Annotated in this window: 14 protein-coding genes and 2 pseudogenes; 1 reads left to right on the top strand and 15 read right to left on the bottom strand. The window is 64.5% G+C overall.

Translation table 11 applies throughout. The features are described from left to right. Positions 1 to 7 precede the first annotated feature (7 nt). Positions 8 to 679: a transposase gene (locus tag QP803_RS22805; protein WP_284948177.1), complete on the bottom strand. Its 672-nt coding sequence runs from the start codon at positions 677 to 679 to the stop codon at positions 8 to 10. Between the two features lie 146 nt (positions 680 to 825). Here QP803_RS22805 and QP803_RS22800 point away from each other — a divergent pair, with 146 nt between their 5' ends. Beyond that, entirely contained in the window at positions 826 to 1,035 is a 210-nt protein-coding gene (locus QP803_RS22800) for a hypothetical protein (protein ID WP_284948084.1), read from the top strand. A 79-nt stretch (positions 1,036 to 1,114) separates the two neighbouring features. On the opposite strand, the pseudogene QP803_RS22795 reads toward QP803_RS22800, so the two are convergent. From QP803_RS22795 to QP803_RS22730, 14 genes and pseudogenes are all read right to left on the bottom strand, one after another. Further along, positions 1,115 to 1,787 (bottom strand): annotated as a pseudogene (locus QP803_RS22795) (IS6 family transposase). Between the two features lie 477 nt (positions 1,788 to 2,264). Continuing rightward, entirely contained in the window at positions 2,265 to 3,578 is a 1,314-nt protein-coding gene (locus QP803_RS22790) for an ArgE/DapE family deacylase (RefSeq protein ID WP_284948083.1), read from the bottom strand. 4 nt (positions 3,579 to 3,582) lie between these two features. Continuing rightward, positions 3,583 to 4,551 (bottom strand): ABC transporter permease, encoded by a 969-nt coding sequence (locus QP803_RS22785; protein ID WP_284948082.1) that lies wholly within the window; start codon positions 4,549 to 4,551, stop codon positions 3,583 to 3,585. Next, positions 4,548 to 5,510, bottom strand: coding sequence for an ABC transporter permease (locus QP803_RS22780; RefSeq protein WP_350356112.1), 963 nt, complete (start codon positions 5,508 to 5,510; stop codon positions 4,548 to 4,550). The genes QP803_RS22785 and QP803_RS22780 overlap by 4 nt, the downstream gene beginning before the upstream one ends. 10 nt (positions 5,511 to 5,520) lie before the next feature. Continuing rightward, entirely contained in the window at positions 5,521 to 6,507 is a 987-nt protein-coding gene (locus tag QP803_RS22775; protein ID WP_284948080.1) for an autoinducer 2 ABC transporter substrate-binding protein, read from the bottom strand. A gap of 28 nt (positions 6,508 to 6,535) precedes the next feature. Then, positions 6,536 to 7,255, bottom strand: coding sequence for an ATP-binding cassette domain-containing protein (locus tag QP803_RS22770; protein WP_284948079.1), 720 nt, complete (start codon positions 7,253 to 7,255; stop codon positions 6,536 to 6,538). A 50-nt stretch (positions 7,256 to 7,305) separates the two neighbouring features. Next, the gene (locus QP803_RS22765; RefSeq protein ID WP_284948078.1) at positions 7,306 to 8,256 is read right to left on the bottom strand and encodes an ABC transporter substrate-binding protein; all 951 of its coding nucleotides are present in this window, start codon (positions 8,254 to 8,256) and stop codon (positions 7,306 to 7,308) included. A 23-nt stretch (positions 8,257 to 8,279) separates the two neighbouring features. Then, a complete protein-coding gene (locus QP803_RS22760; RefSeq protein ID WP_284948077.1) occupies positions 8,280 to 9,302 on the bottom strand; it encodes an ABC transporter permease in 1,023 nt (340 codons plus the stop codon). Beyond that, positions 9,299 to 10,075, bottom strand: coding sequence for an ATP-binding cassette domain-containing protein (locus QP803_RS22755; protein ID WP_284948076.1), 777 nt, complete (start codon positions 10,073 to 10,075; stop codon positions 9,299 to 9,301). Before QP803_RS22755 ends, QP803_RS22760 begins: the two co-directional genes overlap by 4 nt. Then, positions 10,072 to 10,377, bottom strand: coding sequence for a hypothetical protein (locus tag QP803_RS22750; RefSeq protein WP_284948075.1), 306 nt, complete (start codon positions 10,375 to 10,377; stop codon positions 10,072 to 10,074). The genes QP803_RS22755 and QP803_RS22750 overlap by 4 nt, the downstream gene beginning before the upstream one ends. Continuing rightward, positions 10,374 to 11,090, bottom strand: coding sequence for a hypothetical protein (locus QP803_RS22745; protein WP_284948074.1), 717 nt, complete (start codon positions 11,088 to 11,090; stop codon positions 10,374 to 10,376). Before QP803_RS22745 ends, QP803_RS22750 begins: the two co-directional genes overlap by 4 nt. Continuing rightward, positions 11,087 to 11,938 (bottom strand): BtpA/SgcQ family protein, encoded by an 852-nt coding sequence (locus tag QP803_RS22740; RefSeq protein WP_284948073.1) that lies wholly within the window; start codon positions 11,936 to 11,938, stop codon positions 11,087 to 11,089. The genes QP803_RS22745 and QP803_RS22740 overlap by 4 nt, the downstream gene beginning before the upstream one ends. Next, positions 11,925 to 12,760: pseudogene (locus QP803_RS22735) on the bottom strand (carbohydrate kinase family protein). Before QP803_RS22735 ends, QP803_RS22740 begins: the two are co-directional and overlap by 14 nt. 53 nt (positions 12,761 to 12,813) lie before the next feature. Then, positions 12,814 to 13,566 (bottom strand): GntR family transcriptional regulator, encoded by a 753-nt coding sequence (locus QP803_RS22730; RefSeq protein WP_284948071.1) that lies wholly within the window; start codon positions 13,564 to 13,566, stop codon positions 12,814 to 12,816. Positions 13,567 to 13,644: the final 78 nt, after the last annotated feature.

Raw genomic sequence — 13,644 nt, 5'->3', positions numbered from 1 at the left:
AACGCATTCAGAACGGAAGAACCCGAGCTCGCAACAATTCCACTCCCGCGCGGCCATACATGGAGCGCTTCAGGGTCTTCAGTCGGCTGATCTGGCCCTCTGTCTGGCCGTTGCTCCAGGGGAGCGTGAGCGCGTTCGTCACCGCGTCCAAATCGCTTTGCAACATTCGGGCGAAGCGCTGCATCTCGTATATTCGGCACTCGTGTGCATCCTTGAGCCATCGACCAAGCGCGTCGATGTTACGGCTACGAAGGATGCCTCGAAATCGCATCGCGAGCTGCCGCATGACCACGAACTCTGGCGAATTCGCCTTGAGCGCATCGACCGTTGCCATTTGACGGACCGATAGCAGCGGGCGGGGCTTGATACACAATGCGCCCGCCGTCAGGGGCGAGAGGGGGCGACCGGTAGTAGGATCGCGAGGCAACGGTATTGATGACGGGGGCAGCTGTCGCTCCTTCTCCTGGACTTTGCTGCTTGTCTTGCTGCGCCAGGGCGCAAGAAGACGTGCCAAATGCGTGTAGCATCCCGTGTACCCGAGACCCTTGATCTCAGTCAACAGGCGGGTCGCGAGTGTGCAACCCTCTTTCCAGCGACGGGCCAGGTAGTCGTGGAAGTGTCCCGGTGAACGCGGTGACCTGGCGATTGCGTTGCGCGGTGGCAGTCGCTCGAGCCTCACCCAGCGGTCTACGCGTCGACGGCTGAGGCCGAGTTCCTCGCAAATCGTCGTTGCAGTCTTGCCGGCGTCGTAGAGGGCACGAACCTGCGCAAACAGGTCTTCCCGCACGCCGTGGAGACCGGCCCTGGTACCCGGAGGTCGGCGAGTTGAGCCAGTTCCTGCCGGCGATCTCGGCTGACGCCGCAAACCGGGGTCTGAGAGCGCGGGCCGTGGTCGCCAGCACCCTGCTCGCGGCGCTGGAACTCGCGCGCGACGGGGCTATGTCGATTGAGCAGGAGGAGGATTACGGGCCGACGCGGCTTCTTGCCAGCCCAGTGACATGGGAGGAAAAGTCGGCCGGCGTCGCGGTCGCGTGAGAATGTAAGTTATCGGGTTTAGAAAGAAGAAAAAGGGTTCCAGATTGGTCGGGTTTTCCTCAGATGAGGATGGATTGACCTATCTGGCCAGGGAGTAGAACTGCTGTGCCGGACGCAACTTTCCTGTTGAGCGGAACTGTCCTTTGCGGATCATGTGCATGATCTCGATGCCGGCGATGGTTACCGCTGCGGACCAGAACGACTTGAACCCCAGCATCGGTCGGGTCAATCGTTTGACTGCCCGGTGATCCTGTTCGACGATGTTGTTGAGATACTTGACCTGTCGGGTCCCAATTTCCGCGTCATGCTCGACATTGTAGCTCTCGATCGCAGCTGTGTTGGCGCCGCTCTTGTCGATGGTGATCTTCTCGGGAATGCCGTGATGCCCGGCTGCCTTACGCAGGAAGCGCAGCGCTGCCTTGCGATCCCGCTTGGCCGTCAGCAGGAAGTCCACGGTGGCACCGACCTTGTCGACCGCCCGATAGAGATACTTCCACGCGCCCTTGACCCGCACGTAGGTCTCGTCCAGCCTCCAGCTGCCGCCCACCGGACGCTTGCGCGACGAACGCCCTCTCCAGAAACGGCACGTAGCGCACGATCCAGCGGTTCAGCGTGGAATGATCGACCTCAACGCCCCGCTCACCCATCATCTCCTCAAGCTAGCGGTAGCTGATCGGATAAGCCACATACCACCGCACACCCCACAGGATGATATCCCGCTCGAAGTGACTGCCCTTGAAGTCAATCGCCATCGTCTCGTCCCAAAACTGCGCCCTCCCATCATACAGGAAGCCGTCAAGACGCAAAAATGCGACAGAGCCAAATGTCGGACGTCGGACAGCTGAAGCGGCGGCCACAGAGGTCGCGGGCTATACGCTCCTGCCCGATTTTGCATCGGATGATCATGGATCGGACTGGAATGGCTACGCCCAAACACATGGGATGGAAGCCACACGCCGCACAGTGCAAAGCCAGGTTAGAGCTCCCCAGGAACAGGATTTCGAAATCAACTACAATCTTATTGTGGAGCGCCAAAGGGTTCTCGCCAATGAGATCGTCGACCAACGCCAAGAAGACGCGCATCTTAAATCTGAAGTCGAGCTAAAGTCGATGCAAAGCGCGGTTGAGCATCAACACAGCCGAAGTCTCCCGGCTAGCTATTAGGGGAACGCTGAGTGGCAGTTCGCGGGTAACAAAGAGCACCCCTCACCAAAGCGCGGCGCTCTAACCTACCGGCACCATTGCTCGATCGCCAAGGCAATGGCGCGGGTGCAGTTAACGAGGCTTTGGATCGCGACCTGCTCGTTTGGCTGATGCGCCATCGTCGGATCGCCTGGACCGAAATTCACGGTCGGCGTCTCGCCGAGACCTGTGGGCAGGCCGATGTCGCTATGCGCGCCGAAGCCCGCCAGTAAGGGGCTAAGGCCGGCTTCCGTCACGGCGTTCTGCAAGGTCCGAACGAAGGGATGCTCCGCCGGCACCTCCGCGCAATCGGCATCCAGGAACCATTCGATCCGGGCGGGATGCGCCCGCAAATAAGGATCGGCCTGGCACACGGCCGCGATATGCGCCTCGACTTCCCGCTTCACATGACTGCCCATGCCAAGCTCATCCTTCTCGGACGGTAGATACTGCACATCGACCACGATCTCCGCTCTTCCGGCGGTGGAGGCCGGATGCTCGCCCGCGCTCATCTGCGTCACGATGAGCTGATTAGGAAGTTCCATGAGCGGATGGCGTTTCTTGGGGTCGTGGGCCCAGCGGCGGTTGAGTATGTCGATACCGTCGAGCATCTGGCGGCAGAGTTGGATGGCATCCACGGGGCCGGTGGAATACCAGCTATTGGGCGTCAGTTCGGCATGGCCGCCTATACCGTCGATGATGATGCGACCCCTAAGGATGCCGTGGCATAGTGGAGCGATGCGGTTGTTGGTCGGCTCGGTCATGATGCCCGCATCGGCGCGGAAGCCGCGATCGACCATGGCGAGCGAGCCCATGCCGCCGATTTCCTCGTCAACGACCGTTGTGAAGACCACGTCACCGGCAAGCCGCACGCCCATTTCGACCAGCAGTTCGATCGCCATGAGCATGCAGGCGACGCCGCCCTTCATGTCGACCGCACCGCGCCCCTGCACGAAGCCGTCACGGATCTCGGCCGTGAAGGGATCCGTGCGCCAATGCGTGGCGGGGCCAGGCGGCACGACATCGATATGGCCGTTCAGCATGAGGGAGCGGCCGCCCCCGCTGCCTTTCAGCGTGCCGCCCAGGTTGGGTCGGCCGTCGAAGGTGCGGCCCTTATGGGCACCGGCGCGGCCGGCGTATTTCGCCAGCAAGGCGGGGCCATCGGGCTCCCAAAGATCAGTCGTGAAGCCGAGCGTTTCGATCCGCGCCTTGAGGTATTCCTGGCACAGCCGCTCTCCGGGGCCGGACTCGCGCGGGTCCGCTTTCACGACCGAGGCGAAACCGATGAGGTCGGATAGGAGCGCGGCGAGGCGCGGCCCGCTGGCATCGGCTGCAGCGGCGATCTGGGTTTGCACGGTCATCACTCTATCTCCGAAGCGGCGTCGGCCCGCGCCGACGCGAGTAAAGCCGGTCCGCCAACAGCACGACGATCAGGAGCAGCCCGACGATGCCGACTTGCCAGATGCTGTTGACGTTGAGTTGGAGCAGGCCGGTTTGCAAGGTCACCAGCAGGATGACGGCGGCGAGAACGCCGCCGACACCGCCGACGCCGCCGAAGATGGCGATGCCGCCGAGCATGGCGGCGGTCAGCGAGGTCAGTTCGAGGTTGGTGCCGATATCCGGCCGCCCGCTGCCGAGCCAGGCGAGCGAGACCAGGGCGGCGAGCCCCGCGCAAGCGCCGCTGATGGCATAGATCAGCAGCCGCGCCCGATCGACGTTGATGCCGGAAAGCCGTGCCGCAGTCTCATTGAAACCCATGGCATAGATCCAGCGGCCCCAACTCGTCATGCCCAGCAGGATGGCGGCGACGGCGAAACCGGGCAGCGCAGTGGTGAGGAAAGGCAGCGGCACGGCGCCGATCTGGCCACGCCCCCAGCCGATAAGCCAGGCTGGCACGCCGCTTTGCGCGGCGCCGCCGGTGAGCGCCAGAGCGAGGCCGGAATAGACGTAGAAGGTGCCCAGCGTGACGATCAGCGGCAGCAGGCGGATGCGCGTGACGAGGACGCCATTGATGGCTCCAAGCAGGCCGCCGCCCAGGACGCAAGCCGGCAGCAGCAGCCAAGCGGGCATGCCGGCCTGCACGGCCATCATGGCGCTGATTGCGGTGAGTGACGTGGTGCCACCAACGGACAGGTCTATGCCCGCGCCGCCGGCCAGCACGACGAGCGCCTGGCCCAGCGCCACCAAAGCGAGGATGGTCGAGAATTGCAGGATCGTGGTGACGGTATAGGCATTCATGGCGCCGGGCGCCAAAACCGCGAGGCCGACCGCGACGACGACCCAAAGGCCGCAGAGGATCGTCAGTGTGGTCGAGCGGGGGACAAAGCGGCTCATGCAGCGCGCCGCACGAAGAGCGCGTTCCGCAGGCGTGTCTGGCCGACCTCGCCGGTCAGAATCACAATCAGCAGCAGGCCCGTCACGACCGTCTGCCACAGCGATGGCACGCCCATGAGCAGCAGGCCGTTTTGCAGAATGCGGATGAGCATGACGCCGATGGCGGTGCCCAACAGGCTGCAACGCCCGCCGAGAATGCTGGTGCCGCCGAGCACGACGGCGGCGATGGCTTCCAGGGCGACGTTGCCGCCGACGGTCATTTCCACATTTCGGTAGGTGGAGACATAGAAGACGGCGGCGAGGCCGCACAGCACTCCGCTCGCCACGAAGGTGATGGCGCGCGTGCGCAGTACCGAGACGCCCGATAGCCGGGCCTTCTCCTCCGCATTGCCGATGGCGAGCAGATGCACGCCGAAGCTGGTGCGACGTAGCGCGACCCAGACGATGCCGTAGGACGCGATAATGACGATGAGGGCGATCGGCACGCCGAGCACATGGCCGCCGATGGCCGCCGTCAATCTATGCGGCAGGCCGGAGAGCCAGGAACCGCCGAGGGCGAGGAAGATGGCGGCGCGATAGACGCCGAGCAGACCCAATGTGCCGACGATGGCGGGAATGCGCCCTAAGACGACGACGGAGGTCGTCAACAAGCCTAGGCAGGCGCCAATGGCGGGGCCGGCGAGGACGGCGAGCAGAGGACTGCCGCCGCCCTCGATGATCCGGCCTACAACGATGGCGGCCAGGCCCATGACCATGCCGACCGACACGTCGATGCTGCCCATGGCGAGCAGCAGCGTCATGCCCAGGCTGACCAGCAGCAGCTCGATGCAGTTGCGGAAGATGGTCGACAGATTCTCGAAGGTCGCGAAATACGGCGATGCCACGCTCCCCACCACGCCGACCACGAGGCAGCCGGCAAGCAGGCTGACCTCACGGCCACCGATGAGCGAACGTGGCATCATCCGCATCCTAGAAGTGGTAGTTATCGACATTCCCAGCGGTGAAGACCGCCGGGGCGCCGAGCAGCAGGATGCCGGTCTTGGCATCATAGGTCACGGGTTTCGCGAAGCCGGGCACGCTGTTGCTGGCCTTGAACGGTGTGCCGTCAATCAACTGCTTGCCGGCCCAGACGGTCAGGTAGCCGAGCGCCGTCGGGTCCCACAACACGCTGTAGCCGAAGGAGCCGCTCTTGAGATAGGAGCGAACCGTATTCGGGCTGCAATAGCCGGTGCCTATGACCTGGCCGATCTTGCCGGCGGTTTCGATGGCCTGGGCGACGCCCGGACAGGTGGTGGAGGCAACGCCAATGATGCCCTTGATGTCGGGATGCGCGGTCATCATGTCGCTGGCAATCTGATCCGCGCGCTCAGCCGTGCCGCCGGCGAATTGCGGTGCCAGCAGCTTCAGATGCGGATACATCTCCTTGGCGCGTTCCTTCATGAAGCCGATCCAGGCGTTCAGATTGGATGCGGTCGCCTCACCCGACACGATGCCGATGGTGGCATTCGGGCCGACGCGCTTGACCATCTCGTCGATGATGGTGAAGCCCAGGCCTCGATCCGTTGCCTGCGCCACATAGACCAGCCGACCGCTGGCCGGCGCATCGCTGTCGGCGGTGAAGAGCGTGATGCCCTTGGCCTTGGCGGCGGCCACGACCGGCTCCAGGCTCGACGCATCGAGAACGCTGACGGCGATGGCATTGACGCCCTGATTGATCAGGGTCTGCACGATCTGCAACTGGTCGACCGGGTTGGTATCGGTGGGACCGGAATAGATGAATTTTACCCCGAGGTCGGCCGCCGCCTTCTTGCCACCGTCTTCCATGGCGTTGAAATACGGAATGCCGATGATCTGCGGCACGAAGGCCACGGTCTTCATATCGGCCGCCTGAGCGGCGCCGACGGCCAGTGCCGCCATGCTCACTGCAACCAGCGAGCGTTTCACAAAACCCATCATGTCTCTCTTCCTCCAGTTGTCGATAAAGTCATGCTAGCGTCTCAAGCGCCCGCAAATCGGGATGGGCGCCGGTGATGAACGAGACGATCTCTTCGGGGTTTGTCGCATCGCGCTGGCGTTCGGCGATCTTGCGACCGCGCCGGAACACCACCATGCGATCCGCGACTTCGAAAACATCGGCGATGTTATGGCTCACGAGCACGACGGCGCAGCCGCGCTCGGCCAACCTGCGTGTCAAAGCCAGGACCTTTCGAGTCTCGGCCACGGCAAGCGCTGCCGTCGGCTCATCCATGATGACCAGCCGGGCATTGACATTGAGGGCGCGACAGATCGCGACCGCCTGCCGTTGGCCGCCGGACAGGCTGCCGACTGGCGCCTCGGGATCGGAGATATGAGCATCCAACTCCGCCAGCAGGGTGACGACTCGTCGCTTCATCGCGCGCCCCTGCAAAAACGGAATGCCCGCGACGCGGCGCACCAACTCCCGGCCGAGAAAGACATTCTCGGCGATGGAGAGATTCTCCGACAAAGCGAGTTCCTGGAAGATCGTGGCAATACCGGCCGCCGCCGCATCCTGCGGCGATGCGAAAGCAATCGGCGCATCGTCGAGCCGGATTTCCCCTTCGGTCTGCGGCTGCGCACCGGCGAGGATTTTGACGAAGGTCGATTTGCCGGCGCCGTTATCCCCCAACAAAGCAAGCACCTCCCCCGCCCGGATGTCGAGATCGACACCGGTCAACGCAGTCAACGCGCCAAAACACTTGGCGATGCCACGAACGGAAAGGAGAGGTGCCGTGCTCACAGGCTGCAGTCGGCTTTGTATGCGAAAGCATCGGCCTTCGCATTGTCGCCGTCATGGATCACGGCGATGTCGGAATAGACCGTCGGCGCGACTTTCTTGCCGGCGATCAACTTGGCGGCGACCTCCATCGCGACCTCGCCTTCCTGCTTCGGATTCTGCGCGATCAGCGCAGCGATCGTGCCGTTCTTGAAGGCACTGACTTCCGGCGTTGCGGCATCATAGGCGATCAGCTTGACGCGCTTGCCGGCACCGGCCTGGCGCAGGCCGGTGATGGCGCCGATGGCGCCCTGGTCGTTGGTGGAGAAGATGCCGGCGAGATCGGAATGCGCGGAGAGGCTGGAGGTGACGATTTCGGCAGCCTTCTGGGGATCGTCGCTCTGATACTGCGCGCCGAGATAATGGATGCCCGGGAAGGTCTTCAGTTCCGTCACGAAGCCGGCGGTGCGCTCGTCCTGCGCGGTCGAACCCGGCGGCTGGGTGATGACGAGAACACTGCCCTTGCCATGCAGGAGCGTGTTCATCTCATCGGCCGCGAGCTTGCCGCCGAGCAGATTGTCGGTCTCGATCTGGGCCTTGAGGAATGACGTGTCATTCAGCGTCTGGTCGGCGGTGACCACATCGACGCCGCTTTTCGCGAGCGCGCGCATCGGTGCGACGAGGGCCTGCGAATCCGTCGGCACGATGACGGCGACGGCGGGATGGCGCGCTGTCACGGCATCGACGACCGGCACTTGCTGGTCGGCAGCGAATTGACTGGGTGCGGAAACATTGAGCGTAAGACCGAGCTTCTTGGCTTCGTCCGAGGCGCCGCAGGCCAATGCCTCATAGAAGGGGCTGCCATTGACGCCTAGGACCAGGGCCACGCTATGGTCGGCGGCGAAGGCCGCGGTGCCCTGCGCGGTGCTGCCGACCAGAAGGCCGATCATCGTTATGGCGCGTGCAAACATTGTTGTGTGACCTTTCATGGGTGTCATGAGCGCTGGCGCGCCCGTCTTTTGAGTTGATCGATGTAAACGGCGAGAACGAGAACGGCCCCCATCGTCACGGTCTGCCAGAAGGGCGGAATGCCGATGATGACGAAACCGTTGAGGAGAACGATGGGAATGAAGACGCCGATAACGGTGCCGGCGATGCTGCCGACGCCGCCGAACAGGCTCGTGCCACCCAGCACGACGGCCGAAATCGTGGTCAGGTTGTCGGCGGTATGGCCGCCGATCGTGGTGGTGGAGAAGCGCGCCAGGGCCATGACGCCGCCAAGCCCCGCCAGCGCACCGGCGAGAGTGTAGATCTGCACGGTTTGCCACTGCACGGGAATGCCGGCGCGGCGGGCCGCCTCGGCACTCGATCCGATGGCGAAGGTGCGGCTGCCGAAGCGCGTCAGATGCAGGAGAACCGCCACCAGAACCGTGACGATGACGGCGATGAGGATGAGCACGGGAATGCCGAAGATCGTGCCTGTGCCAACATGATCGACCAGCAGCTCGGGCACCGCACGCACGTCGAGCCCGCCCGTGACGATCTGCGCAAAACCGAGCGCCATGCCCATAGAGCCGAGCGTGACGATGAGCGCCGGAATGCGCGCGACAGCCACCAGCACGCCGTTGACGGCGCCCCAGAGCATGCCGGCCAGGATCGCGGCGACGGTGCCGAGGGCAACGACGCCCCAGCTTGCATCCGTGGTGCCGAAGCTGCCGCCGCTGGCGCCGCCGATGGCCAGCATGACGCGGGCGCCGATGACGGAGGCGAAGACGAGCACGGAGCCGACTGAGAGATCGATGCCGGCGGTGATGATGACGAAGGTCTGGCCGAGGGCCAGCACCAGCAGGATCGCGGCATCCACCGCAAGTGTCATCAGATTGTAGACGCTTGGAAAAGCATGCGGCCGCAACAGCGAGAAAGTCACCATGAGGGCGATGAGCAGCAGCAAAATCCAGCCGCCACCGAGGCGGCGGGACCAGCGACCGGGATCGGCCTCGTTCGCTTGCGCGCTCATGCCGGCAATCCCGCCGCCTGCGCATCCGCGCCGCCCGTCATGGCGGATACCAGTTGCTCGAAACTCGCGTTTCGCGCATCGAGCTGCGCCACGCGCCGGCCGAGGCGCATGACTTCGATCCGATCGGCGATGGCGAGCACTTGCGGCATATTGTGGCTGACGAGCACGACGGCGATCCCCTGCGCCTTCACTTGCCGGATCAACTCCAACACACGTGCTGTCTGCACAACGCCGAGGGCGGCGGTCGGCTCATCCATGAAGATGACCTTGTCGGCCCACATGGCGGCGCGGGCGATGGCGACCGATTGGCGCTGACCGCCGGAGAGGGAGGCAACGGGCACGCCCGAGGCCCGCAGCGTGACGCCAAGCCGCGCGAACTGCTCCCGCGCACGGGCTCGCATCCGTGGGCGATCGACGATGCCGATGCGCCCGAGCAGGCCGGGCCGCATCAATTCGCGGCCCATATAGAGATTGTCGGAAGGCGTGAGTTCCGGCGCGAGGGCGAGGTCCTGATACACGGTCGCGATGCCCGCCTGCTGCGCGGCGACAGGCGAGTCCAGCATGATCCTGCGTCCATCGAGCAGGAGTTCGCCCGCATCCGGCCGGTCGGCACCCGAGAGGATTTTCACCAGCGTCGATTTCCCGGCGCCATTGTCACCGATGAGGGCACAAATCTCACCGGCATAGACGGTGAAATCCGCGCCGTCCAAAGCCTGGACATGGCCGAATTTCCGACCGATTCCCCGCGCCTCCAGGAGCGGGGTTTGGCTCACGCCGGATCCTTGCAGCGCAGGCCGATCGTGTTGGTCGAGACGAACCACTCGGCATAACCGGCGCGCGTAAGGCGCGACCAGTGATCGAAGGCGGCATCGGCGCTCGGGAAGCCCCAGGTCTCGACGATCGCGAAGTCGCTCTGTCCACGGACGCTGTAGCGGCCGTGGGAAATGCCGCCAGCGGCTTCGGTTTCCCGCGCGACATCCGCCCAGGCGGCGCGTTTCGCCGCACGATCTGCATCGGATAATTCGTACCAATGCGGGCGCGCGCGCGTGTAGTGGATCCAGATCCAATCGGTCATGCAGCGGATCCGATCAGCGCGAGCAAGGGCGTGCGTCGGCCGATGTAGTGACGAGAGGTGGTGAATTTGAAATCCGCCGCGCGCTCATGCTCACGCATCGCGGCATCGATGGCGGCCGGGCTCTCCGCCTCCCAGGCACCGAGATGATGCCAGCGGCTGGCCCAATCCAGGCGATGGCGGCCAGCGATGTCGATACCGGAGGCGAGATCGGATGCGAAGGCAACGTCGCATTCGGCGTCGTAGTCGCGGCGTTCCTCGGGCGTGGCCGCGCTCCAGGCGTCGTTCCATTCCCATAGCGCGAGAAAGCCCCAGGGACGATCGCGGTCAGGCTGCGCGCCCTGCACCGCCGCGAATTCGCGCGGTCCCAGCAGCCATTCCGTGGTGAAGAGCTTGCCCCAGCCGGCCTGTTCCAGAGCGACCGTACCGGCCATGGCAGCGGTCATCGAGGGCGCTTCGAACATGCCGCCGATGTCGATGTCATGCGCGAAGCCCGTCGCATAACCGGTCGGCTCGTCAACAAAATTCGGGGCGAGCATGGCACGGACCGATAGCAGCCAGCCTTGGGACTGGAGACGACGCAACACGGTTGCGATGCCGGCCAAGTCGGCAGGCGACGGCGCGACCTGACGCTTTGCCAGAAACAGCACGACGCAGCGTGGCGTGCCGGATTGCGCCGCCGCGAAAACGCCGGTGGGGTCGGTCAGCGGCGTCATGCGGCACCGCGCAGCTTTTCGACCGCCGTCATCAGGCGCGCGACCCGTGCGGGATCAACCGGATTCCACCAGACGCCGTCCCGCTTCAGCCATTGGCCGACGATGGCGCCATCGGCTACCGCGAAGAGGCTGGGCACCTGATCGGCGTCGAGGCCGGAGCCGATGATGACCGGAAGATTGGTGCCGGCGCGCACCTGCTCGACTTCGCCGACCTGGGTGGGCGACCCGGTGCGGGCACCGGTCGCGATCAGCACATCGGCGTCGAACCACTCGGCGTCGGTCGATTGTTCTGTCACGCTGCGGTCGGCGGTAATGGCATGGGCACCGAATTTCACATGCACATCGGCGAAGATGCGAACGTCCTGGGCGCCGATGGCAGCGCGGTAGCGCAGCGCACGCGGTGCCGGGCCATTCATGAAGCCCTCGTTCGCGACATAGGCGTTCACCCATTGATTGGCGCGGACCCAGCGGGCGCCGACGGCCTTGGCCACCGCGAGCGCCGGGATCACGCCATTGGCGACGCAGGTGATGCCGATCGGCGTGGACACGGCCGCGCGCACTTCCAGGCAGGCGGCGGTCAGCGCGGCCACCGTCTCCGGCCCGATATCCTCGGGCCGCGAAAAGGGCAGGTCGCTCGCATTCTCGACGATGATGCCGTCGATCCCGCCCTCAGCCAGGGTGCGCGCATCGGCGGCGGCTTCGGCATAGATGGCGCGCACGGATGAGCCGTCATAGCGCGGGGCACCGGGCAGGGCGCGCAGATGGATGACGCCAATGACGGGCTTGGGCCGGCCGAAGAGCTCGGCCAGCGCACTCGGCTTGATGGGAAGAACCTTAGGCGCAGTCATCGGAGATCCTCACTTCGTCACGTGTCGGATAGGAGAGTTGCGCACCGGGGCGAGTGCAGCTCAGGCTCGCGGCCCGCACGGCTTCGGCGAGAGCCACTTGGTTCGTGCGTCCCTCCATCAGCCCGGCGATGACCCAACCCGCGAGGCAGTCCCCGGCGCCGTGGTATCCACGGGAACGACGGCGGGTGCAGCGACTCGCTGGTGGGTGCTGCCCTCGCACCATGTCGCGCCACCGGGACCTTCAGTCAGGATGACGGCGCGAACGCCCATGGCATGCAGGCGCGCGGCAGCGTCACCGCCCAAAGCATCGGCGGCGCGGCTATTGCAAAAGACGATGGCAGCACCGGTAAGATGTGGCGCCAGACTTGCGATGCCCTCCGCGAAGCTGGCGGGCTCCAAGTCGATCGACCAGGGTATGCCGCCAGCGCGGCAGCGCGCAATCAGGGTTTCGGCAGCCGCGCGATCGTAGATCGCCGTATGTACCCAACCGATGTCGTCGAGGTCGACAGACTGCGTTTGCGTCAGGCTTGGGAAGAGACTCGATCCGGGATAGAGCAGCAGGCGCTTTTCGCCATGCGGCTCGATGAGAATGACGACGCGGCAATTCTCGCCGCTCTGGATCGATGCGCTGACATCGACGCCGCGCGCTGCAAGTTCGGCCAGCACACGCGTTCCGGCATCGTCTGCACCGGCCTGTATGAGTACGCGTGCGTCGCGGCCGGCCATCGCGCAGGCGACAGCCGCGTTGGCGATCACACCGCCTGCGGATTCCGAAGCTGCTTGCACATGAACTTTCTCGTCCGGTTCCGGCAGACGCGGCATATGCAGCGTAAGGTCGAGCGTGCCGTCACCCGCGAAGAGCGCGACTGTTCCGTTCATGGCCGCGTCAACTCGATATGGAAGCGGTAAAGATCGGAGCGATAGTAGAGCATGGCATATTCGATCGGCTGCCCATCTGCCGTGCGAGAGATGCGGCGCGCGAGCAGGACGGCCGCGTTAGCCGCGACGTTGAGGCTTGCCGCGATCTGCTCATCGGCGTTCACCGCCTGGATAAACTCTGAACCGCCGGCGATGCGGCGGCCGCTCCGCTGCTCGATCCATCGATACAGCGACCCTGAGTCCAGTTCCGCGCGGGTTGGCAGATTCGACACGTTGGCAATGGCAGGCGACAGCCAGGAATGGCTGAGGCCGATGACGACGCTGTTGGCCAGCAGCAGGCGATCGATCATGCCCAGAGGGGTGCCGGTTTCGAGACCGAGGGCTTCAGCGACCTCCGCCGTCGCGATCGTAATCTCGACTGACCGTGTCCGGTAACTCGGCATGAAGCCGCGTGCGCGCATATCCTCCGCGAAGCTTGCCAGCAGATTGACCGGTTGATCGACCTGGGGTGGCAGAACGATGGAGCCTATGCCGGAGCGGCGGGTGATCCGACCTTCGCTCTCCAACTTGTCGAGCGCGGCGCGCGCGGTGCTGCGGCTGACGCCAAAGGCCTCATTCAGGTCCGCCTCGGAAGGCAGCCGGTCGCCGGGAATGAACTCGCCACGCTCAAGAGCCGCCCGCAGACGGTCGGCGATTTGCGACCACAGCGGCAAAGGGCTGTCGATCAGGGAGGCGCTGTTCCACGACATGGATCAATCATACGAACGTCATGACGTTTCGCAACACGCGATTACTAGCGATATTGCTCGCCCATAGGCGCAGTGCCT

Source organism: Acidisoma sp. PAMC 29798 (genome assembly GCF_030252425.1).
Taxonomy (GTDB): domain Bacteria; phylum Pseudomonadota; class Alphaproteobacteria; order Acetobacterales; family Acetobacteraceae; genus Acidisoma; species Acidisoma cladoniae.
The sequence above is the reverse complement of the archived record's forward strand: the minus strand, read 5'-3'. Positions and strand labels throughout refer to the sequence as shown.

Coding starts and splice junctions, on each gene's coding strand:
- QP803_RS22790 (WP_284948083.1), bottom strand. CDS start 3,578: ATGACCGTGCAAACCCAGATCGCCGCTGCAGCCGATGCCAGCGGGCCG.
- QP803_RS22785 (WP_284948082.1), bottom strand. CDS start 4,551: ATGAGCCGCTTTGTCCCCCGCTCGACCACACTGACGATCCTCTGCGGC.
- QP803_RS22780 (WP_350356112.1), bottom strand. CDS start 5,510: ATGCCACGTTCGCTCATCGGTGGCCGTGAGGTCAGCCTGCTTGCCGGC.
- QP803_RS22775 (WP_284948080.1), bottom strand. CDS start 6,507: ATGATGGGTTTTGTGAAACGCTCGCTGGTTGCAGTGAGCATGGCGGCA.
- QP803_RS22765 (WP_284948078.1), bottom strand. CDS start 8,256: ATGTTTGCACGCGCCATAACGATGATCGGCCTTCTGGTCGGCAGCACC.
- QP803_RS22760 (WP_284948077.1), bottom strand. CDS start 9,302: ATGAGCGCGCAAGCGAACGAGGCCGATCCCGGTCGCTGGTCCCGCCGC.
- QP803_RS22750 (WP_284948075.1), bottom strand. CDS start 10,377: ATGACCGATTGGATCTGGATCCACTACACGCGCGCGCGCCCGCATTGG.
- QP803_RS22745 (WP_284948074.1), bottom strand. CDS start 11,090: ATGACGCCGCTGACCGACCCCACCGGCGTTTTCGCGGCGGCGCAATCC.
- QP803_RS22740 (WP_284948073.1), bottom strand. CDS start 11,938: ATGACTGCGCCTAAGGTTCTTCCCATCAAGCCGAGTGCGCTGGCCGAG.
- QP803_RS22730 (WP_284948071.1), bottom strand. CDS start 13,566: ATGTCGTGGAACAGCGCCTCCCTGATCGACAGCCCTTTGCCGCTGTGG.